The 24519-nt window shown below is 59.3% G+C and carries 26 protein-coding genes and 1 pseudogene; 19 read left to right on the forward strand and 8 right to left on the reverse strand.

Features of this window, described 5'->3' with window-relative positions:
• Window positions 1-43: 43 nt before the first annotated feature.
• The 5 genes from AC1D1M_RS13195 to AC1D1M_RS13215 are packed head-to-tail and all read left to right on the forward strand — an operon-like array spanning window position 44 to window position 4635.
• Entirely contained in the window at window positions 44-1072 is a 1029-nt protein-coding gene (locus tag AC1D1M_RS13195) for a DUF5924 family protein (RefSeq protein ID WP_477775953.1), read from the forward strand.
• A gap of 54 nt (window positions 1073-1126) precedes the next feature.
• The gene (locus AC1D1M_RS13200; protein ID WP_477775954.1) at window positions 1127-2275 is read left to right on the forward strand and encodes an ABC transporter permease; all 1149 of its coding nucleotides are present in this window, start codon (window positions 1127-1129) and stop codon (window positions 2273-2275) included.
• The gene (locus tag AC1D1M_RS13205) at window positions 2269-3075 is read left to right on the forward strand and encodes an ABC transporter ATP-binding protein (protein WP_477775955.1); all 807 of its coding nucleotides are present in this window, start codon (window positions 2269-2271) and stop codon (window positions 3073-3075) included. The genes AC1D1M_RS13200 and AC1D1M_RS13205 overlap by 7 nt, the downstream gene beginning before the upstream one ends.
• Before the next feature lies 1 nt (window position 3076).
• Entirely contained in the window at window positions 3077-4015 is a 939-nt protein-coding gene (locus tag AC1D1M_RS13210; protein ID WP_477775956.1) for an MlaD family protein, read from the forward strand.
• Window positions 4012-4635, forward strand: coding sequence for an ABC-type transport auxiliary lipoprotein family protein (locus AC1D1M_RS13215; protein ID WP_477775957.1), 624 nt, complete (start codon window positions 4012-4014; stop codon window positions 4633-4635). Before AC1D1M_RS13210 ends, AC1D1M_RS13215 begins: the two co-directional genes overlap by 4 nt.
• A gap of 66 nt (window positions 4636-4701) precedes the next feature.
• Here the strand turns inward: AC1D1M_RS13215 and AC1D1M_RS13220 are convergent, their stop codons facing one another.
• Together AC1D1M_RS13220 and AC1D1M_RS13225 are read right to left on the reverse strand one after the other, a co-directional pair.
• Window positions 4702-5352: an HAD family hydrolase gene (locus tag AC1D1M_RS13220; RefSeq protein WP_477775958.1), complete on the reverse strand. Its 651-nt coding sequence runs from the start codon at window positions 5350-5352 to the stop codon at window positions 4702-4704.
• A 25-nt stretch (window positions 5353-5377) separates the two neighbouring features.
• Window positions 5378-5923 (reverse strand): gamma carbonic anhydrase family protein, encoded by a 546-nt coding sequence (locus tag AC1D1M_RS13225; RefSeq protein WP_477775959.1) that lies wholly within the window; start codon window positions 5921-5923, stop codon window positions 5378-5380.
• An 88-nt stretch (window positions 5924-6011) separates the two neighbouring features.
• Between AC1D1M_RS13225 and prlC the strand changes: the two genes are divergently transcribed.
• Both prlC and AC1D1M_RS13235 read left to right on the forward strand, forming a co-directional pair.
• Complete coding sequence (prlC, locus tag AC1D1M_RS13230) at window positions 6012-8063, forward strand: oligopeptidase A (protein WP_477775960.1); 2052 nt, start codon at window positions 6012-6014, stop codon at window positions 8061-8063.
• Window positions 8060-8347: a YheV family putative zinc ribbon protein gene (locus AC1D1M_RS13235; protein ID WP_477775961.1), complete on the forward strand. Its 288-nt coding sequence runs from the start codon at window positions 8060-8062 to the stop codon at window positions 8345-8347. Before prlC ends, AC1D1M_RS13235 begins: the two co-directional genes overlap by 4 nt.
• A gap of 41 nt (window positions 8348-8388) precedes the next feature.
• Here the strand turns inward: AC1D1M_RS13235 and AC1D1M_RS13240 are convergent, their stop codons facing one another.
• The 3 genes from AC1D1M_RS13240 to AC1D1M_RS13250 all read right to left on the reverse strand — a co-directional run bounded on the left by AC1D1M_RS13240 (window position 8389) and on the right by AC1D1M_RS13250 (window position 10091).
• Window positions 8389-9033 (reverse strand): dual specificity protein phosphatase family protein, encoded by a 645-nt coding sequence (locus AC1D1M_RS13240; RefSeq protein ID WP_477775962.1) that lies wholly within the window; start codon window positions 9031-9033, stop codon window positions 8389-8391.
• Window positions 9034-9143: 110 nt separating this feature from the next.
• Window positions 9144-9692 carry a hypothetical protein gene (locus tag AC1D1M_RS13245; protein ID WP_477775963.1) on the reverse strand — a complete coding sequence of 183 codons (549 nt, stop codon included), beginning with the start codon at window positions 9690-9692 and terminating at the stop codon, window positions 9144-9146.
• 96 nt (window positions 9693-9788) lie between these two features.
• Window positions 9789-10091, reverse strand: a complete 303-nt coding sequence (locus tag AC1D1M_RS13250) for a hypothetical protein (protein WP_477775964.1) — start codon at window positions 10089-10091, stop codon at window positions 9789-9791.
• 218 nt (window positions 10092-10309) lie between these two features.
• Between AC1D1M_RS13250 and AC1D1M_RS13255 the strand changes: the two genes are divergently transcribed.
• The 3 genes from AC1D1M_RS13255 to AC1D1M_RS13265 all read left to right on the forward strand — a co-directional run bounded on the left by AC1D1M_RS13255 (window position 10310) and on the right by AC1D1M_RS13265 (window position 13959).
• Entirely contained in the window at window positions 10310-11368 is a 1059-nt protein-coding gene (locus AC1D1M_RS13255; protein ID WP_477775965.1) for a PA0069 family radical SAM protein, read from the forward strand.
• A gap of 242 nt (window positions 11369-11610) precedes the next feature.
• Complete coding sequence (locus AC1D1M_RS13260; protein WP_108218755.1) at window positions 11611-12342, forward strand: carbonic anhydrase; 732 nt, start codon at window positions 11611-11613, stop codon at window positions 12340-12342.
• A 90-nt stretch (window positions 12343-12432) separates the two neighbouring features.
• The gene (locus AC1D1M_RS13265) at window positions 12433-13959 is read left to right on the forward strand and encodes a SulP family inorganic anion transporter (protein WP_477775966.1); all 1527 of its coding nucleotides are present in this window, start codon (window positions 12433-12435) and stop codon (window positions 13957-13959) included.
• Window positions 13960-13985: 26 nt separating this feature from the next.
• Here the strand turns inward: AC1D1M_RS13265 and AC1D1M_RS13270 are convergent.
• Window positions 13986-14576, reverse strand: a pseudogene (locus AC1D1M_RS13270) (hypothetical protein); the annotation flags it as partial.
• Window positions 14577-14946: 370 nt separating this feature from the next.
• Between AC1D1M_RS13270 and coxB the strand changes: the two are divergent.
• The 4 genes from coxB to AC1D1M_RS13290 all read left to right on the forward strand — a co-directional run bounded on the left by coxB (window position 14947) and on the right by AC1D1M_RS13290 (window position 19331).
• The gene (gene coxB / locus AC1D1M_RS13275) at window positions 14947-16074 is read left to right on the forward strand and encodes a cytochrome c oxidase subunit II (protein WP_477775967.1); all 1128 of its coding nucleotides are present in this window, start codon (window positions 14947-14949) and stop codon (window positions 16072-16074) included.
• 82 nt (window positions 16075-16156) lie between these two features.
• Complete coding sequence (gene ctaD, locus AC1D1M_RS13280) at window positions 16157-17749, forward strand: cytochrome c oxidase subunit I (RefSeq protein ID WP_103397925.1); 1593 nt, start codon at window positions 16157-16159, stop codon at window positions 17747-17749.
• Window positions 17750-17866: 117 nt separating this feature from the next.
• Window positions 17867-18418 (forward strand): cytochrome c oxidase assembly protein, encoded by a 552-nt coding sequence (locus tag AC1D1M_RS13285; RefSeq protein ID WP_477775968.1) that lies wholly within the window; start codon window positions 17867-17869, stop codon window positions 18416-18418.
• Between the two features lie 25 nt (window positions 18419-18443).
• Window positions 18444-19331: a cytochrome c oxidase subunit 3 gene (locus AC1D1M_RS13290; RefSeq protein WP_477775969.1), complete on the forward strand. Its 888-nt coding sequence runs from the start codon at window positions 18444-18446 to the stop codon at window positions 19329-19331.
• A 19-nt stretch (window positions 19332-19350) separates the two neighbouring features.
• On the opposite strand, the gene AC1D1M_RS13295 is transcribed toward AC1D1M_RS13290, so the two are convergent.
• Entirely contained in the window at window positions 19351-19554 is a 204-nt protein-coding gene (locus AC1D1M_RS13295) for a twin transmembrane helix small protein (protein WP_057712609.1), read from the reverse strand.
• 71 nt (window positions 19555-19625) lie between these two features.
• On the opposite strand from AC1D1M_RS13295, the gene AC1D1M_RS13300 reads away from it, so the two are divergent.
• Genes AC1D1M_RS13300 through AC1D1M_RS13320 form a run of 5 tightly spaced genes read left to right on the forward strand, consistent with a single transcriptional unit; the run spans window position 19626 to window position 23528 of the window.
• Complete coding sequence (locus AC1D1M_RS13300; RefSeq protein ID WP_477775970.1) at window positions 19626-20366, forward strand: SURF1 family protein; 741 nt, start codon at window positions 19626-19628, stop codon at window positions 20364-20366.
• Complete coding sequence (locus AC1D1M_RS13305) at window positions 20332-20925, forward strand: hypothetical protein (protein WP_477775971.1); 594 nt, start codon at window positions 20332-20334, stop codon at window positions 20923-20925. Before AC1D1M_RS13300 ends, AC1D1M_RS13305 begins: the two co-directional genes overlap by 35 nt.
• A gap of 10 nt (window positions 20926-20935) precedes the next feature.
• Complete coding sequence (locus AC1D1M_RS13310) at window positions 20936-22009, forward strand: COX15/CtaA family protein (RefSeq protein WP_477775972.1); 1074 nt, start codon at window positions 20936-20938, stop codon at window positions 22007-22009.
• Window positions 21997-22896: a heme o synthase gene (cyoE, locus tag AC1D1M_RS13315; protein ID WP_477775973.1), complete on the forward strand. Its 900-nt coding sequence runs from the start codon at window positions 21997-21999 to the stop codon at window positions 22894-22896. The genes AC1D1M_RS13310 and cyoE overlap by 13 nt, the downstream gene beginning before the upstream one ends.
• Window positions 22893-23528, forward strand: a complete 636-nt coding sequence (locus AC1D1M_RS13320) for an SCO family protein (protein WP_477775974.1) — start codon at window positions 22893-22895, stop codon at window positions 23526-23528. Before cyoE ends, AC1D1M_RS13320 begins: the two co-directional genes overlap by 4 nt.
• Window positions 23529-23700: 172 nt before the next feature.
• Here the strand turns inward: AC1D1M_RS13320 and AC1D1M_RS13325 are convergent, their stop codons facing one another.
• A complete protein-coding gene (locus AC1D1M_RS13325; RefSeq protein WP_477775975.1) occupies window positions 23701-24471 on the reverse strand; it encodes a MetQ/NlpA family ABC transporter substrate-binding protein in 771 nt (256 codons plus the stop codon).
• Window positions 24472-24519: the final 48 nt, after the last annotated feature.

Raw genomic sequence — 24519 nt, forward strand, 5'->3', positions numbered from 1 at the left:
ACCCTGTCGAGGTTTTTTCCTACGACAACTGTGAACCCGCCGAATGCAAAACCTGACCCTTTTCGTACTGCGCATCCTCGAATTGATGAAGCGCTACCCTGGGGTCATCGCGCTCTGTGGTTTCATCTCCGGGGTGGGCAGTTTCATTCTGGTCGATCGCCAGCAAGGCCTGGCGAGCTGGATCACCACCATCATGCTGATCAGCTGGATCTGGCTGATGCTGGAAAACAGCCTGACCAAGCTGTTCACGCGCATTTTCAAGCGCGAAATCCCGGAGCCGTTGCTGCGTTACGCAACACAGATGATCCATCAGGAAAGCCTGTTCTTTGTCCTGCCGTTCTTCTTCATTACCACAACGTGGAACAGCGGCCAGTTGGTTTTCACCGGGCTGCTGGGCGTCGCGGCGCTGATTTCGATCATCGACCCGCTCTACTACAAATGGCTGGCGCCGCGGCGCTGGGCGTTTCTGGCCCTGCACACCCTGACCCTGTTCGCCGCCCTGCTCACCGCATTGCCGGTGATCATGCACCTGACCACCGCACAAAGTTTCAAATGGGCGCTGGGCATCTCGGTGCTGTTGTCGTTCCCGAGCCTGGCGTCGATCTTCCCGATTCGTACCGTACGCAGTGCGTTGGCGATTTTGAGTATCACCCTGGGCATTGGCGTCGTCGGTTGGGAGCTGCGCTCGTGGGTGCCGCCGGCGACGCTGTGGATGACCGACGTGGCCATCAGCACGCAAATGCAGGACCGCACGCCTGGCGCCAGCCTCAACGAAGTCAGTGCCGAGCAGATCCGCAATGGCGGGCTCTACGCGTATACCGCGATCAACGCCCCGCGTGGCCTGGACGAGCGGATTTATCACGTCTGGCAGTTCAACGGTAAAGAGGTCGACCGCATCCCTCTGGATATTCGCGGCGGGCGCAAGGAAGGTTACCGGGCCTGGACCCACAAGGAGAATTTCCCGGGCAACCCGGTCGGCAAATGGCAGGTTCGGGTGCTGACCGAAGATGGCCAGGTCATCGGCGTGCTGCGCTTCAAAGTCACGGACAGCACAGCGATCAAAGAAAAGTAGTGCGGTTCGTGCTATTACGTAGAGCTGCGTAATCACTGAACAAGCACGGAGCTTATGATCAGCAGCACAATGGCCGGCAACGCCCGATTAGACACGTCGATTACCCCTGCGCGGTTGCGGGTGACGGGCGACTGGACGCTCGCCCATTACGCTGACCTCAAGCTGTTGAGCGAAAAACTCCACGGCCAGTACGACGCCAACACCCCCATCGACCTCAATGGACTGGGCGCCCTCGACACCGCCGGCGCCTCGCTGTTGGTAGAGCTGCTCGGCTCCGAGCGCCTCGGCCGCTCCGCCGAACATCCTGATTGCACACTCTCCGCCGCCGATCGCGCGTTGCTGCAAACCGTCTACTGCTCGTTGACCGATTTCTGCGTACCGATCAAGGAGCCGGAAGTCAGCGTTACCATTCAGTTGCTGACCCGTATTGGTCGCGCGGTGGACATCGTCTGGCAGGACACCCTGCAACTGCTGGGTTTCGTTGGCCTGATCATCGAAACCATCGCCCGCGGACTGTTCCGGCCCAAACGCTGGCGCGTCACGCCGATGATCGCCCATATCGAACAGACCGGCCTCGATGCCGCCCCAATTGTTGCCCTGCTGACCTTTCTGGTGGGCGCCGTGGTGGCGTTTCTCGGGTCGACGGTGCTAGCCACTTTCGGCGCCACTGTCTTCACCGTGGACCTGGTGGGATTTGCCTTCCTGCGCGAGTTCGGTGTGTTGCTGACCGCGATCCTGATGGCCGGGCGCACCGCCAGTGCCTTCACGGCACAAATCGGTTCGATGAAGGCCAACGAGGAAATCGACGCCATCCGCACCTTGGGCCTCGATCCCGTGGAGTTGCTGGTGGTGCCGCGGGTCCTGGCATTGCTGATCGCCCTGCCGATGCTGACCTTCCTGGCGATGCTGTCGGGGATTATCGGCGGTGCCGTGGTCTGCGCGGTGGCGCTGGATATCTCGCCGGCAATGTTCATATCACTGCTGCAATCGGACATCGGCGTTCAGCACTTTCTGGTGGGGATCGTCAAAGCACCGGTCTTCGCCTTCCTGATCGCGGCGATTGGATGCCTTGAAGGCTTCAAGGTCAGTGGCAGCGCTGAGTCGGTGGGCGCCCACACCACGTCGAGCGTGGTGCAGTCGATTTTCGTAGTGATCGTAATGGATGCGATAGCCGCGATGTTTTTCATGGAGATGGGATGGTGAGTCGTGTCCCCCGAGCGCCCTCCGAGGCGGTGATTGAAGTACGTGGTTTGTGCAATCGCTTTGGTCGCCAGAGCGTGCACGAGAACCTAGACCTGGATTTGTACAAAGGCGAAATCCTCGCCGTGGTCGGCGGCTCCGGCAGCGGCAAATCGGTGTTGCTGCGCAGCATTGTCGGGTTGCGCGAGCCAAGCGAAGGCGTGGTGAAAGTCTTCGGCAAGAACCTTCCGACTTTGTCCGAGCACGAGCGCTCTCTGGTGGAACGACGTTTTGGCGTGCTGTTCCAGAAAGGCGCGCTGTTCTCTTCGCTGACTGTGACCGAGAACGTCGCCCTGCCGCTGATCGAACACGCCGGCTTGAGCCGCAACGATGCCGAGCACCTGGCAGCGGTGAAAATGGCCCTGGCCGGGTTGCCGCTGTCGGCGGCAGAGAAGTACCCCTCGTCGTTGTCCGGCGGCATGATCAAGCGTGCCGCGCTGGCCCGGGCATTGGCTCTGGACCCGGATATCCTGTTTCTCGACGAGCCCACCGCCGGTCTCGATCCGATTGGCGCCGCCGCGTTCGACCAATTGATCCTGACCCTGCGCGATGCCTTGGGCCTGAGCGTTTTCCTGGTGACCCACGACCTCGACACGCTCTACACCATCACCGACCGGGTGGCGGTGCTGGCGCAGAAAAAAGTGCTGGTGGCGGACGCCATCGACAAGGTGTCGGAAACCAACGATGCGTGGATTCACGAATACTTCCATGGCCCTCGCGGCCGCGCGGCATTGACAGCCGCCCAACAGCTCAAAGAGGTCTGACATGGAAACCCGAGCCCATCATGTATTGATCGGCCTGTTCACCGTGATTGTGGTGACGGCCGCGCTGCTGTTCGGCCTGTGGCTGGCCAAGTCCAGTGTCGACACCGAGTTCAAGGACTACGAAGTCGTATTCAACGAGGCGGTCAGCGGTTTGTCCAAGGGCAGTTCGGTGCAGTACAGCGGGATCAAGGTCGGCGACGTGATCTCGCTGCGCCTGGACCCGAAAGACCCGCGCCGGGTGCTGGCGCGAATTCGTCTGGCCGGCGATACCCCGGTCAAGGAAGACACCAATGCCAAGCTGGCCCTGACCGGGGTCACCGGGACCTCGATCATCCAGCTCAGTGGCGGCACGCCTCAGAGCCCGACGCTCAAGGGCAAGGACGGCAACCTGCCGACCATTGTCGCCTTGCCCTCGCCCATCGCCCGCCTGCTCAATGACAGCAACGATTTGATGTCCGGCGTGAACACGCTGATGCATAACGTCAACCTGATGTTTTCCACGGAAAACATCGAGCGCATCAGCAATACCCTGGAGCACCTGGAGCAAACCACCGGGACCATTGCCGAGCAGCGCGGCGATATCCGCCAGGCCATGCAGCAACTGGCCTCGGTCGGCAAGCAGGCCAACACCATGCTGGAGCAGACCACGGCGCTGATGCGCAATGCCAACGGGCTGCTCAATGATCATGGCAAGGAGGCGCTGGGCAGCGCCGAGCAGGCGATGAAGTCGTTGCAGGAGAGCAGTGCCACCCTCAACAAGCTGATCACAGCCAATCAGGATTCGCTCAACAGCGGCATGCAAGGCCTCAATGGGTTGGGCCCGGCCGTGCGTGAAATGCGCGAAACCCTGAGTTCGTTGCGCACCATTACCACACGCCTGGAAGCCAACCCCAGCGGTTACCTGCTGGGCAGTGAAAAGACCAAGGAATTCACGCCATGAAGCTGATTCGGATTGCCCTCCTCGCTGGCTTCACGCTGATCAGCTCGTGCTCGATCCTGCCCAAGCCAGAGCCCTTCGAGGTCTATCGATTGCCTTCGGCCCAGAGCGCATCGGCCAGCCATGGAACGCCGCAACGCTGGTCGCTGCGACTGAGCAAATTCCAGTCCAGCGAAGCGTTGAACAGTCCGAACATTGCCGTGATTCCTCAGGGCGATGTGATCAGCCACTACAAGGGTTCACGCTGGAGCGACCCGGCGCCGGTGCTGGTGCGCAATCGCCTGCTGGAAGGTTTCCAGCATGACGGGCGGGTGCCGTTGTTGAGCACCGATGACAGCATTTTCCAGACCGATCTTGAATTGGGCGGCAGTCTGCTGGCGTTCCAGACCGAGTACCAGGGCACGACGGCCAGCGTGATGGTGCGTCTGGATGCATTGCTGGTGCGCAGTTACGACCAGCGCATCCTCGCCAGCCGCCGTTTTGAAGTGCGCCAGCCACTCAGTGATGCGCAGGTCCCGGCGGTGGTGGTCGGGTTTGGTCAGGCGAACGATCAATTGACCGCGCAGGTGGTGAACTGGGCAGTCGAGCAAGGGCAGAGGCTGGCCCCGCCGCCAATGCCTTGAAAACCTGCGTAGCTCCCCTGTGGGAGCGAGCAAGCTCGCTCCCACAGTTGATTTGTGTCGGTCTTATCAGCGCTGCAAAAATGCCTGATGCAGCTCTTCCAGCGTTTCAAAGTGATACACCGGCGCTTCGGCGCTCAGTTCTTCGTGGCTGCCGAACCCGTAACCCACCGCCGCCGCGTCCAGGCCATTGCTGCGCGCGCCGATCAGGTCGTGCTTGCGGTCGCCGATCATCAAGGTGTTGGTCGGGTCCAGGTTTTCTTCGGCCATCAGGTGAGCGATCAGTTCGATCTTGTTGGTCCGGGTGCCGTCCAGTTCGCTGCCGTAAATCACCTTGAAGTGTTTGGCAAAGTCGAAATGCCGGGCGATTTCCCGGGCGAACACCCACGGCTTCGAAGTGGCGATGTACAGTTGCCGGCCTTGTCCGCTCAGGGTTTCCAGCAGCGGCGTGACGCCATCGAACATGCGGTTTTCGTAGAGGCCGGTGACCTTGAAGCGTTCGCGGTAGAAATTCACTGCTTCCCAGGCCCTGGCTTCATCGAAGTCGTAGAACTGCATGAATGCCTGCAACAGCGGCGGGCCGATGAAGTGTTCGAGTTTCGCCAGGTCCGGCTCATCGATACCCAGTTTGCCCAGGGCGAACTGGATCGAGCGGGTGATGCCCTCGCGCGGGTCGGTCAGGGTGCCATCAAGGTCGAACAAAACGGTTTGGTAATGCATGTCGAATCCTGAAAAAGGGGGCGGGTCAAAGCTGGTCGTAGCCTTCGGCCAGATGCAGGTCCTTGAGCTTCACGTAGTTCGCCGCGCTGTAGGTGAAAAAGGCGCGTTCCTTGTCAGTCAGCGGGCGGATCTGCTTTACCGGGCTGCCGACATACAGGAAGCCGCTTTGCAGATGCTTGCCCGGCGGCACCAGGCTGCCGGCACCGATGATCACATCATCGTCGACCACCGCGCCGTCCATGACGATGCTGCCCATACCGATCAACACCCGGCTGCCCACCGAACAGCCATGCAGCATGACCTTGTGGGCGATGGTCACGTCATCGCCGATCAGCAACGGGAAGCCATCCGGGTTGAACGGCCCGGCGTGGGTGATGTGCAACACACAGCCATCCTGCACGCTGGTGCGCGCGCCGATACGGATGCGGTGCACGTCTCCACGGATCACCGTCAGCGGCCAGACTGAGCTGTCTTCGCCGATTTCAACATCGCCGATCACCACCGCCGAGCCGTCGACAAAAGCGCCTTTGCCGAGCAGCGGCGTGTGGTTCTGATACTTGCGAAGGTTCACGATAGGGTTTCTCTCTGTTGCTGATAGCTGCGGTGAACGTCGATTGTAATTAAGATGGCTGCATGTTTCTCCAGCCAAGGTATCAACCGTGAGCGTGAACAACCCTCTTTTGCAGTCCTATGACCTGCCGCCGTTCTCCGCCATCCGCGCCGAACATGTACAACCGGCCATTGAACAGATCCTGGCTGACAACCGCGCTGCCATCGTCGAAATCCTCAAGTCTCAGGCCAAACAGCCAACTTGGGCCGGCCTGGTGCTGGCGATGGACGAACTCAATGACCGCCTGGGCGCCGCCTGGAGCCCGGTCAGCCACCTCAATGCCGTGTGCAACAGCGCCGAACTGCGTGAAGCCTACGAGTCGTGCCTGCCGGCCTTGAGCGCTTATTCCACTGAGTTGGGTCAGAACCGCGAACTGTTCCAGGCCTTCGAAGCCCTGGCCAACAGCCCGGAGTCTGCCGGTTTCGACGTGGCGCAGAAAACTATCCTGGAACACTCCCTGCGTGATTTCCGTCTGTCGGGTATCGACCTGCCGGAAGCCGAACAGAAGCGTTACGCCGAAGTGCAGAGCAAGCTGTCCGAGCTGGGCAGCCGTTTCTCCAACCAGTTGCTCGACGCCACTCAGGCCTGGACCAAACACATCACCGATGAAGCAGCCCTCGCCGGCCTGACCGATTCGGCCAGGGCGCAAATGGCCGCCGCGGCTCAGGCCAAGGACCTGGATGGCTGGCTGATCACCCTGGAATTCCCGAGCTATTACGCGGTGATGACCTACGCCCAGGACCGCGCATTGCGTGAAGAAGTCTACGCCGCGTACTGCACCCGTGCGTCGGATCAGGGGCCGAATGCCGGTCAGAACGACAACAGCCCGGTCATGGAAGAAATCCTCGACCTGCGTCAGGAGCTGGCAAAACTCTTGGGGTTCAGCAGTTTCTCCGAGCTGAGCCTGGCGACCAAAATGGCCGAGTCCAGCGATCAGGTGCTGAGTTTCCTGCGCGATCTGGCCAAGCGCAGCAAGCCGTTCGCCGCCCTAGATCTGGAACAGCTCAAGGCCTATGCGGCCGAGCAAGGTTGCCCGGATCTGCAAAGCTGGGACAGCGGTTTCTACGGCGAAAAACTCCGTGAACAGCGTTACAGCGTCGCCCAGGAAGCCCTGCGCGCCTACTTCCCGATCGACAAGGTGCTCAGCGGCCTGTTCGCCATCGTCCAGCGTCTGTACGGCATCGAGATTGCCGAGCTCAAAGGCTTCGACACCTGGCACCCGGATGTCCGCCTGTTCGAGATCAAGGAAAACGGCCAGCACGTCGGCCGCTTTTTCTTCGACCTCTACGCCCGCGCCAACAAGCGCGGCGGTGCCTGGATGGACGGCGCCCGCGACCGTCGCCGCACGGCTGGCGGCGTGCTGCAAAGCCCGGTGGCGAATCTGGTGTGCAACTTCACCCCGGCCGACAGCGGCAAGCCTGCGTTGCTGACCCACGACGAAGTCACCACCCTGTTCCACGAATTCGGTCACGGCCTGCATCACTTGCTGACCCGCGTCGAGCATGCTGGCGTGTCTGGCATCAACGGCGTGGCCTGGGATGCCGTCGAACTGCCAAGTCAGTTCATGGAAAACTGGTGCTGGGAGCCGGAAGGTCTGGCGCTGATTTCCGGTCACTATGAATCCGGCGAACCGCTGCCTCAGGACCTGCTCGGGAAAATGCTCGCGGCGAAAAACTTCCAGTCCGGCCTGATGATGGTCCGCCAACTGGAGTTCTCGCTGTTCGACTTCGAACTGCACGCCACCCACGGCGACGGCCGCAGCGTGCTGCAAGTGCTCGAAGGCGTGCGTGACGAGGTTTCGGTCATGCGTCCACCAGCCTACAACCGCTTCCCCAACAGTTTTGCGCACATCTTTGCCGGCGGTTATGCCGCGGGCTACTACAGCTACAAATGGGCTGAAGTGCTGTCGGCTGATGCGTTCTCGAAGTTCGAAGAGGAAGGCGTGCTCAATGCCGACACCGGTCGCGCCTTCCGCGAAGCGATCCTGGCACGCGGCGGTTCCCAGGAGCCGATGGTGTTGTTCGTCGACTTCCGTGGCCGTGAGCCTTCGATTGACGCACTCTTGCGCCACAGCGGCCTGAGTGAGGACGCGGCAGCATGAGTGAGGGACCTGTGATTACGAAAAAACGCTTTATCGCCGGGGCGGTCTGCCCGGCATGCAGCGAGCCGGACAAGTTGATGATGTGGAACGAAGATCAGGTCCCGCACCGAGAGTGCGTGGCTTGCGGTTACTCCGACACTCTCAATGAACAAGGGCTGTCGGTGCCCAAGGAGTTGGGTACGCGGGTTAATACCAGCGCACTCAAACCAGCCGACACCAAGGTTCAGACGGTTCAGTTCTTTCCGAATCCGAAGCTGAAGAAAAAGCCGGACGAACAACACTGAGTGAAAAAAGCCCTCTTTGCGCAATGCAGCGGGGGCTCTTCCTATTCGATATGAGCGGACTTGAACCAACTCTTCATCGAGCACGCGGCGAATGGGCTGGTGCTGCAATCGCCATTGGCCAGCGCCGTGCGCAGTTTGTCCACGTCGGCCTGCATCATGTAGCGGATGCCGTCCTTGAAGTGGGTGCTGTCGCCAAAGCCGCCCTGGGTCATTTCGTTCAGGGCCTCTTCCTTGGTCCAGCCCTGGATGACAACCCGGTACATGGCCGCCATCAGGCCGGTGCGGTCGGAACCATGCTTGCAGTGCATCAGCACCGGGCCTTTGGCTTCGGCGGTTTGAATGGCTCGCAAAGCCTTGAGTACATCGGCGTCATCGACATGATTGGTGCGATAGGGCAATTGCACCTGGGCGATATCGGGTGTGGTCAACCAGTGTGAATCCGATTCGGGCAGAAAATTGATGACCGTCCCGACCTTGAGTTTTTCCAGCAACGGCACTGCCCCTTGGTCGGGCAGCGCGCTGCGGTAAAGCGTCGGAGACATCTGAAAGAGGTTGTATTGCACCTCTACCGATTGCGCCCACTCTGCCGGGCGAGGCGAAGTGCTGTCGTCAGCAAAAGCAGGCGCAAGGTTAAAAAGTGTGAACAGCGACAGGCACATCGCTGGGATAAAGCGCAGTAAGGGCATGCTCGGGTGACCGTTCAGGAAGGGATGGGGAAGATACCGGCGAGCATCCTCCTTGAGCGGTTAAAGGCCTGTGAGCTGACCGTCAAAGAATCGTGAAGCCGCGGCTCAGGTCACAGTTTCAGTTTGATGAATGCTTTGAGCAACTCGTTCAGTGCGGCCCCATAGTCAAACACCTGTCCAGTGAGAGGGTTTCGCTCACTACCTTCAAAATACAAGCCGGCATCCGCTGACTTGGTCTTGAACACAACGCGGCTATACAGTTGATGATCATCTTCATCAATGTCAAATACCTCAACATCTACTCGAAAGTCGGGTGGTTCAGCGGGAAGACGATAAAGGTACGCAATGCCCTCAGGAGCAATTATTTGTTGTTGATAAAAGGCGAGTGCTACGTTCGTGAGAAGTGCATTGTCCTTTTCGTCGATGCAATTGTCTGGAGTGACATTAATATCGCACCAAGGATCTAAGTCGAGCTTTAAAATTTTGCCACCGTCTTTTATATGAAGCGTAACGGTGGGAGCACTCGCGAGGACATCAGCGAATTGCTCCATAGTTTTATCCGGGTGTTTGTCTGCTCTTATTAGTTTGACAATTACCTGCACATCTTGCGGTGTTTCTATTTGTTGTAGATAAGCACCGGTTTTTATGGGAGCGGACATTTTTGTCCTCGCGGCTGTCTTGAATGCATTGGGTAGCTCACATGCAATCAGCTATGAGCTTTGATATTCATATTCCGAAGACTCGAAAGTCAGGGCTCAGGGATTGGTGATACTGGCGTAGGCTTTAGCCAAGGCAAGAAGCTTTGCTTTGTCATCCGCATCAATATCGCCGTCCCCGTCAACATCCTTGCCAACGGTCCGGATACTGAAAGACTCACCACGGTCGGTGGAGACAGCTGTAAAAAAAACCGAATCCACCAAAGCTTCGATTTCTTGTTCATTCTCTGCATCCCAACTTGACTCCTTGCGAGCAAGTTGCAACGAAACAAGTGTATTAGGCTCCGAAGCGTTCGGCCGCATAAGTTGAAGAAAAATACCGCGCTGATTAATGTTAGACATAAATAAATCCTTTTATTTTTTCTGTGTCGGGGATTAATTGAAGGTGTGAATATACGAGCTGATATTAAATTCAGCCACGGTCTATATGTTTCGTTTATTTGCTAGTTACCTGATAAAGCTGTCCTGAAAGATCTGCCGTCGAACCACAGGCTGAACGGTACTGGCCGACATGCGTTGTCTCGGATACTGTATGAATATACAGACACAGGAGCCCGTCGATGGTTACCCCTCAACCTCCCCGCGGCCGCGGCACTGCCACCAACCCGCACAACCGCTTTGCCCCGAATCACTCGGTGGCCGAGGACGACGGCTGGTATCAGGAAGCGCCAACGACTCAAGGCACCGAAGTGCGCATCGAGACGGCGAAAACCATCATCACCCGCAACAGCTCGCCGGACTTGCCCTTCGATCGCTCGATCAATCCCTATCGCGGCTGCGAGCACGGTTGCATTTATTGCTATGCGCGCCCCAGTCACGCCTATTGGGACATGTCGCCGGGGCTGGATTTCGAGACAAAACTGATCGCCAAGACCAATGCCGTGGATGTGCTGGAGCAACAGTTGTGCAAACGCGGCTATCAATGTGCACCGATCAACCTTGGTTCCAACACCGACCCGTATCAACCGATCGAGCGCGAATACAAGATCACCCGGCAAACCCTCGAAGTACTCCTGCGTTATCGCCACCCGGTCACCATTGTCACCAAAGGGTCGCTGATTCTTCGAGATCTCGACCTGTTGGCCGAGCTCGCCCGGCAAAGGCTGGTCGCGGTGATGATCAGCCTCACGACTTTGGACGACGAACTCAAGCGCATCCTCGAACCCCGTGCAGCGGCGCCCAAGGCTCGATTGCGGGCGATCAGGGTGATGCGTGATGCGGGCATCCCGGTCGGTGTTCTGTGTTCGCCGATGATTCCTATGATCAATGACAGCGAACTCGAAAGCCTGCTCACCGAGGCCCATGCGGCCGGGGCGCAGAGCGCCGCCTACATGATGCTGCGCTTGCCGCTGGAAGTGGCGCCTCTGTTCGAGGAATGGCTGGCGGCCCACTACCCTCAACGGGCGGCGCATGTCCTGAGCCTGATTCGCCAGAGCCGTGGCGGCGAGCTTTATGACAGCCGCTTTGGTGCGCGGATGCGCGGTGAAGGCCCGTTTGCGGACTTGCTGGCGCAGCGCTTTGCCAAAGCGATCAAACGGCTGGGACTCAATCACCGGGAGGGGTTCAATCTGGACAGCGAAGCCTTTTGTCCGCCGGGTCGCCAAATGTCGTTGATTTGAGGACAATTGGCCTATGGTTGAGTACTGAAGAGCGCGCTCACGCATTAGGCTGGTCACATTTTTTGTGACCTGGAACACATGTCCTAGAGCGGTTCATTCAGTTTGAATTAAGATTCGGCCGCTACCGTGTTCATCGAGTGACTGATAGGTCGAGATATTTGATCTGGATGTTTTTAACCAGCCACTGGCTTCACACCGGACCACACGGGATGACTCCCTGAGCCCGTCAATGAGGATGAATCATGAGTGACAAGGATAAACAGCCGTTGGCTGCGTCGGCTTCGCCCGAACCCGAGGCGGAAACCGCCGATGCAGCGTTGCAGCATATCGTTGACGGCTTTTTGCATTTTCATCATGAGGTCTTTCCCCAGCAGGAAGAACTCTTCAAAAAACTCGCCACGGCCCAGCGGCCACGAGCGATGTTCATTGCTTGCGCTGATTCGCGCATCGTGCCCGAGTTGATTACCCAGAGTTCCCCCGGTGATCTGTTTGTGACCCGCAATGTCGGTAACGTTGTACCGCCTTACGGGCAAATGAACGGCGGCGTTTCCACGGCGATCGAGTACGCCGTGCTGGCCCTCGGCGTGCATCACATCATCATTTGCGGGCATTCCGACTGCGGCGCCATGCGTGCGGTGCTCAACCCGGACAGTCTGGAAAAAATGCCCACGGTCAAAGCCTGGCTGCGTCATGCCGAAGTGGCCAAAACCATGGTGCAGGAGAACTGCAACTGCTCTAGCGAAAGCGAAAGCATGCACATCCTCACCGAAGAGAATGTGATCGCCCAATTGCAGCATCTGCGTACCCATCCGTCGGTGGCCTCGCGCATGGCCAACGGTCAGCTGTTTATCCACGGCTGGGTCTACAACATCGAAACCAGCGAAATCAAAGCGTACGACGCCGATCAAGGCTGTTTCCTGCCGCTCAATGGCAGCCTGCCGATTCCTGTGGCGACGCCCAAAGCGCGCTTCTAAATCCTCCTAAATCGTTGTGTGGTTTAGTCGAGGCTGCCGTTCAGGCAGCCTGGCTTTGCCATGCCTGAAGAAAACTTCGGGAGACTCACCATGCGTGCTGCTCGACTCAAAGCTGTTCTGCCACGGGAGCTGTTGGCTTCGGTGGTCGTGTTTCTGGTCGCCCTGCCCCTGTGCATGGGCATTGCGATTGCCTCTGGCCTGCCGCCGGCGAAAGGTCTGATCACCGGCATCATCGGTGGTCTGGTGGTCGGTTGGTTAGCCGGCTCGCCACTGCAAGTCAGCGGCCCGGCGGCGGGCCTGGCCGTTCTGGTATTCGAACTGGTACGCCAGCACGGTATTGCCATGCTCGGGCCGATTCTGTTGCTGGCGGGGTTTCTGCAACTGCTGGCGGGTCGCTTGAAGCTGGGATGCTGGTTTCGGGTGACGGCACCTGCGGTGGTGTACGGCATGCTGGCGGGGATTGGCGTGCTGATCGTCCTGTCTCAGGTGCATGTGATGCTGGATGCTGCGCCCAAACCCTCGGGGCTGGATAACCTGGCGGCCTTTCCGGCCGCGCTGGCTCAAGCGTTGCCCACGTTTGGCTGGCAAGCCGGTTTGCTCGGTTTGTCGACGATTGCCGTCATGTGGCTGTGGGAGAAATTCCGTCCGCAATCCCTGCGCTTCATTCCCGGCGCGCTACTCGGCGTCGGTTTGGCCACGCTTGCCAGCCTGGTGCTGGCGTTGCAGGTCAAACGGGTTGAGGTACCAGCAAACCTGGCGGAGGCCATCGACTGGCTAAAGCCGGCGGACCTGCTCAACCTGGCTGATCCGACCTTGCTGATCGCTGCGTTTGCCGTGGCCTTCATCGCCAGTGCCGAAACCTTGCTCTCAGCCGCGGCAGTTGATCGCATGCACAGTGGCCAGCGCTCGGATTTCGACCGGGAACTGTCGGCGCAAGGTATCGGCAATATGCTGTGTGGCGTGCTCGGGGTATTGCCGATGACCGGCGTTATCGTGCGCAGTTCGGCGAATGTTCAGGCCGGAGCAACCACGCGGTTTTCGACCATTTTCCACGGCCTGTGGTTATTGGCGTTCGTGCTGTTGCTGTCCAGCGTGCTGCAAAGCATTCCGGTAGCGAGCCTGGCGGGCGTGCTGGTGTACACCGGCTTCAAACTGGTGGACCTCAAGGTCTTCCGTGGTTTGGGCCGCTATGGTCGGGCACCGATGTTCACCTATGCGGCAACCGCGCTCGCTATCGTTTTCACGGACCTGCTGACCGGCGTGTTGATTGGCTTCGGCTTGACGCTGGTGAAACTGGCGCTGAAAGCTTCGCGGTTGAAAATCAGCCTGGTCGACCTGCCTCAGGAAGGGCAAATGGAATTACGCCTGGCAGGCGCGGCGACCTTCCTCAAAGTGCCGGCGCTGACCCAGGTGCTGGGTAGTATTGCGCCGGGTACCACAGTGCATGTGCCACTCAACAACTTGAGCTACATCGATCACTCGTGTCTGGAACTGCTGGAGGAATGGGGTCGGGCGAATGCGGCCAAGGGTTCGAAGCTGTTGATTGAATCGCGGGGACTGAAACGCAGGCTTGAGGGACGGGTGCGGACCAATACCGGCATCGGTGCGGCTGGCTGAGGTTCCTGTGTGGGAGCGAGCAAGCAGCGTTTCCACGCGGCGCCGGTGTCCGGGCTGTTGAGCTTCTCACGGTAGGCTTCCACCGACTCCAGCGCGAAGCTTTCGTCGTTGAGCATCTCGTCGATGGCGTGATGCACCACTTCGTCCAGTTGGTTGGCGAACGACTCACCGATCAATTGGTGAGCAATCAGGTTGGCGACAGTCATGTCCAAGGGGATCAGTGGCTGGCCGAAATGCTTGATGTACAGGTCGTTGACCTCTTCGACAAACCGGTGCGCCAGGTAGGCTTCATCCAGCAGGCTGTCGAGCCCGATATGGCCGGCCATGATGGCTGGCGGCTGGAGGAAGTACTGCTCGGCGATATTCAGCACCGGTTTGATCTGTGACTCAATGCCCGCTTCCTTGGCGACTTCATTGGCTGCATCCAGCAGATCGGGTACTTCTTCGATGTAGGCGGCGACAAATCGCGTCAGTACACCGTTGGTATCGGTCTCCGGCAATTGGATCGCCGGATGTAGATGAGGCAGTTTGCTTTCCAGCTGACGCGTCAGCAGGCCGGTCTCGGCTTCATGTTGTTGGGCTTTTTGGATCTGCTCGCGCAATGCGGCGGTGTTCATGAAAACTCCAGGAAACAAGGCAATGAAATAGGGAAGACATAACTTAGCTGGCTTACGAAAAATGCTAAGACGCATTTGTCATAATTATTTCATCCTTGAGACAGCCCCGTTATATCGATTAGCCACCACTCGTCTGCATCCTTCTCCATTCGTGCCCTGCAAAGCAAGTTAATGCTGTCTCAGATGATTTACGCCTTCGCATTGCGAGGTCAGAGGTGCTGTCTATACTCGGGTTGGAATGGAGTTAGCTGATGACGCCCGACTGCATGTGTAGCAAGGCCCGGCGATTCAAGTTCGTAGTCTGATGCAGCCGCTCCCTTGCCGCAGGTGAAAGCCGGCGGGATAACAAGAACGATAAGGGGAACCCGCAATGATGCGACATCCACATGTCTGGATGGGCCTCCTGTTGTGGTCGATTTTCAGTCAGGCGCAAGCGGCCTGGACTGTGAATATGGCGCCTGGAGCGACTGAAATCAGTCACGCAGTATTCGATCTGCACATGACCATTTTCTGGATCTGTGTGGTGATCGGCATCATCGTTTTTGGTGCCATGTTCTGGTCGATGATTCTCCACCGCCGCTCGACCGGGCAGGTAGCCGCCAAATTTCATGAAAGCACCACTGTCGAAATCCTCTGGACCATCGTGCCCTTCCTGATCCTGGTGGCCATGGCGGTTCCCGCTACCGCGACCCTGATCAAGATGTACGACGCCAGCGAGCCGGAGATCGATATCCAGATCACCGGTTACCAATGGAAGTGGCACTACAAATACCTGGGCCAGGACGTCGAGTTCTTCAGCAACCTGACCACCCCCCAGGATCAAATCCACAACAAGGAAGCCAAGGGCGAGCACTACTTGCTCGAAGTCGACAAGCCATTGGTGCTTCCGGTCGGCACCAAAGTGCGCTTCCTGGTGACCTCCGCCGACGTGATCCACTCCTGGTGGGTGCCGGCCTTTGCGGTCAAGCGCGATGCGATTCCCGGGTTCGTCAATGAAGCCTGGACCCGCATCGACAAACCCGGCATCTACCGTGGCCAGTGCGCTGAGTTGTGCGGCAAGGATCACGGCTTCATGCCGACGGTGGTCGAGGTCAAGGAAAAGGCCGATTACGAAAAATGGCTGGCCGATCGCAAGGTCGAGGCCGCGCAACTCAAAGAGTTGACCAGCAAGGAATGGACGCTCGATGAGCTCAAGGATCGTGGCGACAAGGTCTATCACACCACCTGCGTGGCCTGTCACCAGGCCGAAGGCCAGGGCCTGCCGCCGATGTTCCCGGCGCTCAAGGGCTCGAAAATCGCCACCGGGCCGAAAGAGGCTCACCTGAGCCTGGTCTTCCATGGCAAGCCTGGCACTGCAATGGCGGCGTTCGGCAAGCAACTCTCGGAAGTCGATATCGCGGCGGTCGTGACCTATGAACGTAATGCCTGGGGTAACAACAAAGGCGACATGGTCACGCCTAAAGAAGTGCTGGAGCTGAAACAGGCGGAAAGCAAATGACCCGGTCTATTGCGCACGTACGGAACCGGTCGGGGCTATGCATCCCGGCCTGCCCAGCCCATCTGTTTGCAGGAGACAGGACATGACTGCTGTAATCGATGAACATGTTCATACCGCCACCGATCACGCCCACGGCCCCGCCAAAGGCTTGATGCGTTGGGTGCTGACCACCAACCACAAGGACATTGGCACGCTGTACTTGTGGTTTGCATTCTCCATGTTCCTGCTCGGCGGCTCGTTCGCGATGGTGATTCGCGCCGAGTTGTTCCAGCCGGGGCTGCAAATCGTCCAGCCGGAATTCTTCAACCAGATGACCACCATGCACGGCCTGGTGATGGTCTTCGGCGCGGTGATGCCGGCCTTCGTCGGCCTCGCCAACTGGATGATCCCGTTGATGATCGGCGCGCCGGACATGGCCCTGCCGCGGATGAACAACTTCAGCTTCTGGCTGTTGCCGGCAGCGTTCCTGCTGCTGGTATCGACCCTGTTCACCGCCGGCGGCGGGCCGAACTTCGGCTGGACCTTCTATGCACCGCTGTCGACGACCTACGCGCCGGAAAGCGTGACCTTCTTTATCTTCGCCATTCACTTGATGGGGATCAGTTCGATCATGGGCGCGATCAACGTGATCGCCACCATCCTCAACCTGCGCGCCCCCGGCATGACGCTGATGAAAATGCCGTTGTTCGTCTGGACCTGGCTGATCACCGCGTTCCTGTTGATCGCGGTGATGCCGGTACTGGCGGGTTGCGTGACGATGATGCTGATGGACATCCACTTCGGCACCAGCTTCTTCAGCGCCGCCGGTGGCGGAGACCCGGTGCTTTTCCAGCATGTGTTCTGGTTCTTCGGTCACCCCGAGGTGTACATCATGATCCTGCCGGCCTTCGGTGCCGTCAGCTCGATCATTCCGGCCTTTTCGCGCAAACCATTGTTCGGCTACACCTCAATGGTCTACGCCACGGCGAGTATCGCGTTCCTGTCGTTCATCGTCTGGGCGCACCACATGTTCGTGGTCGGCATTCCACTGGTGGGCGAGCTGTTCTTCATGTACGCCACACTGCTGATTGCGGTGCCAACGGGCGTGAAGGTGTTCAACTGGGCCAGCACTATGTGGCAAGGCTCGCTGACCTTCGAGACACCGATGCTGTTCGCCGTGGCGTTCGTGATCCTGTTCTCTATTGGCGGGTTCTCCGGGTTGATGCTGGCCATCGCCCCGGCGGATTTCCAGTATCAGGACACCTACTTCGTGGTCGCGCACTTCCACTATGTACTGGTGCCGGGGGCGATTTTCGGGATCTTTGCCTCGGCCTACTACTGGCTGCCGAAATGGACCGGCCACATGTACGACGAAACCCTCGGCAAGCTGCATTTCTGGCTGTCGTTCATCGGTATGAACATGGCGTTCTTCCCGATGCACTTCGTGGGACTGGCGGGCATGCCGCGGCGGATTCCGGACTACAACCTGCAGTTCGCCGACTTCAACATGGTGTCGTCGATCGGTGCATTCATGTTCGGCGCCACGCAGATCTTCTTCCTGTTCATCGTGATCAAGACCATTCGCGGCGGCCCGCCAGCACCGGCCAAGCCGTGGGACGGGGCTGAAGGCCTGGAGTGGAGCATTCCGTCGCCGGCGCCGTATCACACCTTCACCACGCCGCCGGAAGTGAAATGAAACGCCTCGGTCCTGTGGGAGCTGGCTTGCCTGCGATGCATGCGACGCGGTGTGTCAGGCAGACCGCTATCGCGGGCAAGCCCGCTCCCACAGGGTTCTGCGTGGAGGGCTTGGCCCATGGCTGACTCAATCTCGTTGAAGAAACTGGTCACGCGCCTGCTGACTGTGGTGATTGCGATGTTTGTGTTCGGGTTTGCACTGGTGCCGATCTACGACGTGATGTGCAAGGCGTTCGGCATCAACGGCAAGACCGGCGGGCAGTACGAGGGTGAGCAATCAGTCGATACCTCACGGCAGGTGCGCGTGCAGTTTCTGTCGACCAACACTGCCGACATGCCTTGGGACTTCTATCCCAAGGGCGAGGAACTGGTGGCCCATCCGGGGGCGGTGAACGAGATGATCTTCATCGCTCACAACCCCACCGATAAGCCGATGAGCGCCCAGGCCGTGCCGAGCATTGCGCCCAGCACTGCCGCCGCGTACTTCCACAAGACCGAATGTTTCTGCTTTACCCAGCAAGTGCTGCAGCCCGGTCAACGGATCGAGATGCCGGTGCGTTTCATCGTTGACCGTGACATGCCCAAGGATGTGAAGCACCTGACGCTGTCTTATACGCTGTTCGATATCACCGCCCGACATCCACCGGTAGCTGTAAACACTGGCGGCTGAGCGTGCCCGATAAGGAGAACAATAAATGGCAACTCATGAACATTATTACGTTCCCGCCCAGAGCAAATGGCCGATCATCGCCACGCTCGGCATGGTCACCACCGTGTACGGCCTGGCCACCTGGTTCAACGATCTGAAAGCGGCGCGCCCGGAATCCCACGGGCCACTGATCTTTTTCGTCGGCGGGTTGTTGCTGGCCTACATGCTGTTCGGCTGGTTCGGCACGGTCATCAAGGAAAGTCGCGGCGGCTTGTACAGCGCGCAGATGGATCGCTCGTTCCGCTGGGGCATGAGCTGGTTCATTTTCTCGGAGGTGATGTTCTTCATCGCCTTTTTCGGCGCGCTGTTTTATGTGCGTCACGTCTCTGGTCCGGCGCTCGGCGGTGAGGGCACCAAAGGCATCGCGCACATGCTGTGGCCGAACTTCGAGTTCGTCTGGCCGTTGCTGAACAACCCCGACTCGAAATTGTTTCCGCCGCCCAAGGAAGTCATCAGCCCCTGGGGCCTTCCGCTGCTCAACACCGTGTTGCTGGTGAGCTCCAGCGTGACCGTGACCATCGCCCACCATGCTTTGAAAAAGGGCCATCGCGGCGCACTGAAGCTATGGTTGGCGTTCACCGTGTTGCTGGGCTGCGGGTTCCTCACGTTCCAGGCCGAAGAGTACATGCACGCCTACCGCGAGCTGGGTCTGACCCTGGGCTCGGGCATCTACGGTGCGACATTCTTCATGCTCACCGGGTTCCACGGCGCCCACGTGACCATCGGCACCATCATCCTGTTCGTGATGCTGATGCGGATCATGCGCGGGCACTTCGACAGCGATCACCAGTTCGGCTTCGAAGCGGCGAGCTGGTACTGGCACTTCGTGGATGTGGTGTGGATCGGGCTGTTCGTTTTCGTCTATGTGCTTTAAAGCATCTTGTAGGAGCGAGCTACCAGGGGGCATTGGAAACCAGTTGGCCGCTGAAAAACCCCCAGGCGATCAGGCCGAGGGTAAGGGCGGCCAGCGTCACTCGCACACTCAAGGCAATGACGAGGCGGTTTGAGCGGCTGTCGTCCTTGACCAGAAAAAACAGGCCGCTGAACAGGCTGACAACCGTGGCAATCAGCATCAGGACGATGGCTGCTTTGAGCATGGTGAGACTCCGGGGGGACAAGCGATGCATTTGAGTATAGCTATCGCGATGACCAACTTTCTGGCGATGCCATGAAGCGCTTTCGGCCGGGTATCGTGCCAACGCTGGTGGTGGCGCTGTTGCTGCCGCTGCTGGTGTCCCTGGGGTTCTGGCAATTGAACCGGGGCGCGGAGAAAAGCACGCTGCTGCAAAACTACGCCGAACGCCGCGCCGCCGAGCCGATGGCCAGCACCGAGCTGCAACACACCACCGATCCGGCCTTCCGCCGGGTTCGCCTGCACGGCCAGTTCGATGCCGAACACAGCCTGCTGTTGGACAACAGTCAACGCAACGGCAGGGTTGGCGTCGAGCTGTTGCAACCGTTTCACGATCAGGCCACCGGGCTTTGGCTGCTGGTCAATCGCGGCTGGTTGCCGTGGCCGGAGCGCCGCACACCACCGCAATTCAATACACCTGCCGAAGCAGTCAGCCTCGACGCGTGGGTCTACGTCTCCCCCGGTGCGACGTTCCAATTGCACGCAGATCCCACAACGTTGACATGGCCGAAGCTGATTACGGCTGTTGAGCCAACCAAGCTTTGGACTGCACTGAACCGCGAAGGCTTTGCCTACGAACTACGCGCCGAAACCGGCCCCGCCACCTATCAGGCCGATTGGCCGGTGGTCGTCATGGGCCCGGAAAAACACATCGCTTATGCCGTGCAGTGGTTCGCCATGGCGATTGCCCTGTTCGGTCTTTATTTCTATCTCGGCTGGCACAACGCAAAGGAGAAACACCATGGGAGCGGCCATGAATCCACCCAGAATGTCTGAGGCGAAACCGTCGGTTAACCGGCGCAAGGGCCGCTTGCAATTGCTGCTGATCCTGCTCGGGGTGATCGGTCCGATGATCCTCGCCACCGGCATGTACAAGCTGAATTTCTGGGTGCCCGAGGGCCGCAGTTATCACGGCGAACTGATCGGCAACGGCCAGACCCGTGCCGACATTGGCGTGCAGGCCCAGGAAGATCGTTGGCAGATGCTGGTGACGGCGCCCAAGGATTGCGCGGTGGACTGCCAGCAACTGGTGTATCTGGCGCGACAGATCCAGATCGGCCTTGGCCGCGATGCGTCCCGCGCCAGCCATGCGTTGGCCGCCGCGCAGACGCTGAACAGCGATTACGAGACTAAACTTCAACGCGAGTACCCGCAGTTGCAACGCTATTCACTGGACTTGCCGACCTACACTAAAGGCGCACAGAGCAATGACGCGCCGCACCTGTGGATCATCGACCCCCACGGCAATCTGGTGCTGCGCTACGACCCGTCGGTGAAGGGCAAGGACCTGCTCAACGACCTGCGTCACCTGCTGAAACTGTCGAATATCGGATAAGGGCATCGTCATGGCCAAACCTGGATTTCGCCTCGCGTTGTTTGCCACCTTGCTGGCACTGATTGTGGTGTTGCTCGGCGCCTACACCCGCCTGACCCATGCCGGCCTCGGCTGCCCGGACTGGCCTGGCTGCTACGGCTTTATCAGCGTGCCGAAAAGCGAAGCCCAGCTGGCCCATGCCGAATTGCATTTCCCGGACACTCCAGTCGAGGCCCACAAGGGCTGGAACGAGATGATCCACCGCTACTTCGCCGGCACGCTGGGGATATTGATCACGGTGTTGGCTGGTCGCGCGTGGTTGCATCGCCGCCATCCGGGGCAACCGGTGAAGTTGCCGTTGTTTCTGTTGGCGGTGGTTTTTGGCCAGGCCGCGTTCGGCATGTGGACGGTAACGCTCAAGCTCTGGCCGCAGGTGGTTGCCGGGCATTTGCTTGGCGGCTTCGCGACCTTGAGCCTGTTGTTTCTGCTGACCTTGCGCCTGTCGGGCGTATTGCCGGCGCTGACCGTGCCGCGACGCCTGCAGCACTGGGCGACGGCCGGACTGCTGCTGGTGATCGGGCAAATCGCCCTCGGTGGCTGGGTCAGTTCCAACTACGCCGCCGTGGCCTGCATCGACTTTCCGACCTGCCACGGCCAATGGCTGCCGCCTGCCGACTTCGCCAACGGTTTCCACCTGACCCAACACATCGGCCCGAATTACCTGGGCGGGCAACTGGACAGCGATGCCCGTACGGCCATCCACCTGACCCATCGCATCGGTGCGTTGCTGGTCACCCTGGTATTGCTCGGTCTGGCCTGGCAATTGAAAGTGGTCGGCATGACGCGTCTGGCAGGCCTGGTGCTGATCACCCTTGGCGTACAAATCACCCTGGGCATCAGCAACGTGCTATTCCATCTGCCGCTGCCGGTGGCCGTCGCGCATAACGCGGGCGGCGCGGCGCTGTTGCTAACCATGGTGCTGGTCAATTACCACGCCCGAACCAGTCTGGTCCGGGTCACGCAGCCAACGCGCTGGCGCTTCAGCCTGCGTAAACACTCAGCCGGGCCCATAACAATAAAAGGAGAGATGCCATGGCGGTTTTGATCGGCGAACGTCCCAGTCAGGCGATCTGGCGCGACTACCTGGAACTGACCAAACCCAAAGTCGTGGTGCTGATGCTCATCACTTCACTGGTGGGAATGTTCCTCGCGACCCGTGCCGGGGTGCCGTGGACGGTGCTGATTTTCGGCAACCTGGGCATCGCTTTGTGTGCCGGTGGCGCGGCGGCGGTCAATCATGTGGTGGACCGGCGCATCGACGCGATCATGGCACGCACCCACAAACGGCCTCTGGCCGAAGGCCGGGTTTCGCCGACCGCCGCACTGACGTTTGCACTGGTGCTGGCGGCGCTCGGGCAAGCCATGCTGCTGGCGTTTACCAACCCGCTGACCGCGTGGTTGACCCTCGCCTCGTTGCTCGGCTACGCGGTGGTCTACACCGGATTTCTCAAGCGCGCGACCCCGCAGAACATTGTCATCGGTGGTCTGGCCGGTGCTGCGCCGCCGTTGCTCGGCTGGACCGCCGCCACCGGACACGTCAGCGCCGAACCGCTGCTGCTAGTGTTGATCATCTTCGCCTGGACCCCGCCGCACTTCTGGGCGCTGGCGATTCATCGCAAGGAGGAATACGCCAAGGCCGACATCCCGATGCTGCCGGTCACCCATGGCGAGCACTACACCAAGATTCACATCCTGCTTTATACCTTCGCATTGCTTGCCGTCAGCCTGATGCCTTATGTGATCCACATGAGCGGCACGCTCTACCTGGTGTGCGCGCTCGGGCTGGGCGCGCGGTTTCTGCATTGGGCCGTGGTGCTGTACCGTGGCACTCGGCCGCACGCGGCGATCAACACGTTCAAGTACTCTATTTACTACTTGTTCCTGCTGTTTATCGCCCTGCTCGTAGACCACTACTTACTGTTGAACCTATGACTCGAACCCAGAAAACCGTCTTCATACTCGTCGCCCTGATCGCGCTGATCCTGGGCCTGACCGTCAACAAGGTGCTGTCCGGGAAAAACCAGGGCGATCCGACGGCGCTGATCGACGCCGGTATCATTCTGCTGCCGCAGAGCCGTAATCTACCGGACGTGACGATGACCAATCAGGACGGCCAGCCGGTCGCGATCAATGAATTGAAAGGCAAGTGGAGCCTGCTGTTCTTCGGCTACACCTTCTGCCCGGACATCTGCCCGACCACCCTCGCCCAGCTGCGACAGATCAAGAGCGAGTTGCCGCCCGAAGCGGTGGATAAACTGCAAATCGTGCTGGTCAGTGTCGATCCGAACCGCGATACACCCAAGCAGCTCAAGCAGTACCTGGGCTACTTCGACCCGCAGTTCATCGGCCTGACCCCGGCGTCGACCGATGAGCTGCAAACGATCGCCAACGCGGTGAGCATTCCGTTCATTCCGGCGGACACCAGCAAGCCCAACTACACCGTTGACCACAGCGGCAACCTCGCGGTGATCGGGCCGGACGGTACCCAGCGCGGGTTTATTCGGGCGCCGTTGAACAATGCGAAGCTGGTGGCGCAGTTGCCGGTGATGCTTAAACGCAACTGAGTGACACAACCCCCTGTGGGAGCGAGCTTGCTCGCGATGAGGCCGTAACATTCAACATCCAAGTTGACTGATACACCGCCATCGCGAGCAAGCTCGCTCCCACAGGGGTCGTATTTCAAGACACAAAAAAGGGGACGCACTTGGCGTCCCCTTTTTCATTGCTTTCAGTCGATCAGAACGCCGGCACCACCGCGCCTTTGTACTTCTCGAGAATGAATGCCTTCACTTCCGGGCTGTGCAGGGCAGCGACCAGTTTCTTCATCGCTTCGCTGTCCTTGTCGTCCGGGCGAGCCACCAGAATGTTCACGTAAGGCGAGTCGCTGCCTTCGATGAACAGTGCATCCTTGGCCGGATCGAGCTTGGCTTCCAGCGCGTAGTTGGTGTTGATCAGCGCCAGGTCGACCTGGGTCAGCACGCGCGGGATGGTCGCGGCTTCCAGTTCACGGATTTTCAGGTCCTTGGTGTTTTCGGTGATGTCTTTCACAGTCGACAGGATGTTGTTCGAATCCTTCAACTTGATCAGGCCGGCCTTGGCCATCAGCAACAGGGCACGGCCGCCATTGGTGGCATCGTTCGGGATGACCACGTTGGCACCACCAGGCAGTTCAGCAATGGTTTTGTACTTGCTGGAGTAAGCGCCCAAGGGCTCCAGGTGCACGCCGGCCACGGAAACCAGGTGGGTGCCCTTGGCCTTGTTGAACTCATCCAGGTACGGCTGGTGCTGGAAGAAGTTGGCGTCCAGGCGTTTTTCCGCGACCTGCACGTTTGGCTGGATGTAGTCGGTGAATACCTTGACCTTCAGGTCCACGCCTTCTTTGGCCAGGGCCGGCTTCACGAATTCGAGGATCTCGGCGTGCGGAACCGGAGTGGCTGCGACGGTCAGGGTTTCAGCGTGGGCAGAGAATGCCGCAACGGCCGCGAAGGCCACGAGTAGTTTTTTCATTCAGCTAACTCCATGTGAGGTGCCCGCTTGCGGCACCCGTTTGGCGCC

It is taken from the genome of Pseudomonas sp. P1_F7, assembly GCF_056405655.1.

Bases quoted from the DNA above. Each gene is read 5' to 3' on its own strand.
- AC1D1M_RS13195 (WP_477775953.1), top strand. From the start codon at position 44: ATGCAAAACCTGACCCTTTTCGTACTGCGCATCCTCGAATTGATGAAG.
- AC1D1M_RS13200 (WP_477775954.1), top strand. From the start codon at position 1,127: ATGATCAGCAGCACAATGGCCGGCAACGCCCGATTAGACACGTCGATT.
- AC1D1M_RS13205 (WP_477775955.1), top strand. From the start codon at position 2,269: ATGGTGAGTCGTGTCCCCCGAGCGCCCTCCGAGGCGGTGATTGAAGTA.
- AC1D1M_RS13210 (WP_477775956.1), top strand. From the start codon at position 3,077: ATGGAAACCCGAGCCCATCATGTATTGATCGGCCTGTTCACCGTGATT.
- AC1D1M_RS13215 (WP_477775957.1), top strand. From the start codon at position 4,012: ATGAAGCTGATTCGGATTGCCCTCCTCGCTGGCTTCACGCTGATCAGC.
- AC1D1M_RS13220 (WP_477775958.1), bottom strand. From the start codon at position 5,352: ATGCATTACCAAACCGTTTTGTTCGACCTTGATGGCACCCTGACCGAC.
- AC1D1M_RS13235 (WP_477775961.1), top strand. From the start codon at position 8,060: ATGAGTGAGGGACCTGTGATTACGAAAAAACGCTTTATCGCCGGGGCG.
- AC1D1M_RS13240 (WP_477775962.1), bottom strand. From the start codon at position 9,033: ATGCCCTTACTGCGCTTTATCCCAGCGATGTGCCTGTCGCTGTTCACA.
- AC1D1M_RS13245 (WP_477775963.1), bottom strand. From the start codon at position 9,692: ATGTCCGCTCCCATAAAAACCGGTGCTTATCTACAACAAATAGAAACA.
- AC1D1M_RS13250 (WP_477775964.1), bottom strand. From the start codon at position 10,091: ATGTCTAACATTAATCAGCGCGGTATTTTTCTTCAACTTATGCGGCCG.
- AC1D1M_RS13255 (WP_477775965.1), top strand. From the start codon at position 10,310: ATGGTTACCCCTCAACCTCCCCGCGGCCGCGGCACTGCCACCAACCCG.
- AC1D1M_RS13260 (WP_108218755.1), top strand. From the start codon at position 11,611: ATGAGTGACAAGGATAAACAGCCGTTGGCTGCGTCGGCTTCGCCCGAA.
- AC1D1M_RS13265 (WP_477775966.1), top strand. From the start codon at position 12,433: ATGCGTGCTGCTCGACTCAAAGCTGTTCTGCCACGGGAGCTGTTGGCT.
- coxB (WP_477775967.1), top strand. From the start codon at position 14,947: ATGATGCGACATCCACATGTCTGGATGGGCCTCCTGTTGTGGTCGATT.
- ctaD (WP_103397925.1), top strand. From the start codon at position 16,157: ATGACTGCTGTAATCGATGAACATGTTCATACCGCCACCGATCACGCC.
- AC1D1M_RS13285 (WP_477775968.1), top strand. From the start codon at position 17,867: ATGGCTGACTCAATCTCGTTGAAGAAACTGGTCACGCGCCTGCTGACT.
- AC1D1M_RS13290 (WP_477775969.1), top strand. From the start codon at position 18,444: ATGGCAACTCATGAACATTATTACGTTCCCGCCCAGAGCAAATGGCCG.
- AC1D1M_RS13295 (WP_057712609.1), bottom strand. From the start codon at position 19,554: ATGCTCAAAGCAGCCATCGTCCTGATGCTGATTGCCACGGTTGTCAGC.
- AC1D1M_RS13300 (WP_477775970.1), top strand. From the start codon at position 19,626: ATGAAGCGCTTTCGGCCGGGTATCGTGCCAACGCTGGTGGTGGCGCTG.
- AC1D1M_RS13305 (WP_477775971.1), top strand. From the start codon at position 20,332: ATGGGAGCGGCCATGAATCCACCCAGAATGTCTGAGGCGAAACCGTCG.
- AC1D1M_RS13310 (WP_477775972.1), top strand. From the start codon at position 20,936: ATGGCCAAACCTGGATTTCGCCTCGCGTTGTTTGCCACCTTGCTGGCA.
- cyoE (WP_477775973.1), top strand. From the start codon at position 21,997: ATGGCGGTTTTGATCGGCGAACGTCCCAGTCAGGCGATCTGGCGCGAC.
- AC1D1M_RS13320 (WP_477775974.1), top strand. From the start codon at position 22,893: ATGACTCGAACCCAGAAAACCGTCTTCATACTCGTCGCCCTGATCGCG.
- AC1D1M_RS13325 (WP_477775975.1), bottom strand. From the start codon at position 24,471: ATGAAAAAACTACTCGTGGCCTTCGCGGCCGTTGCGGCATTCTCTGCC.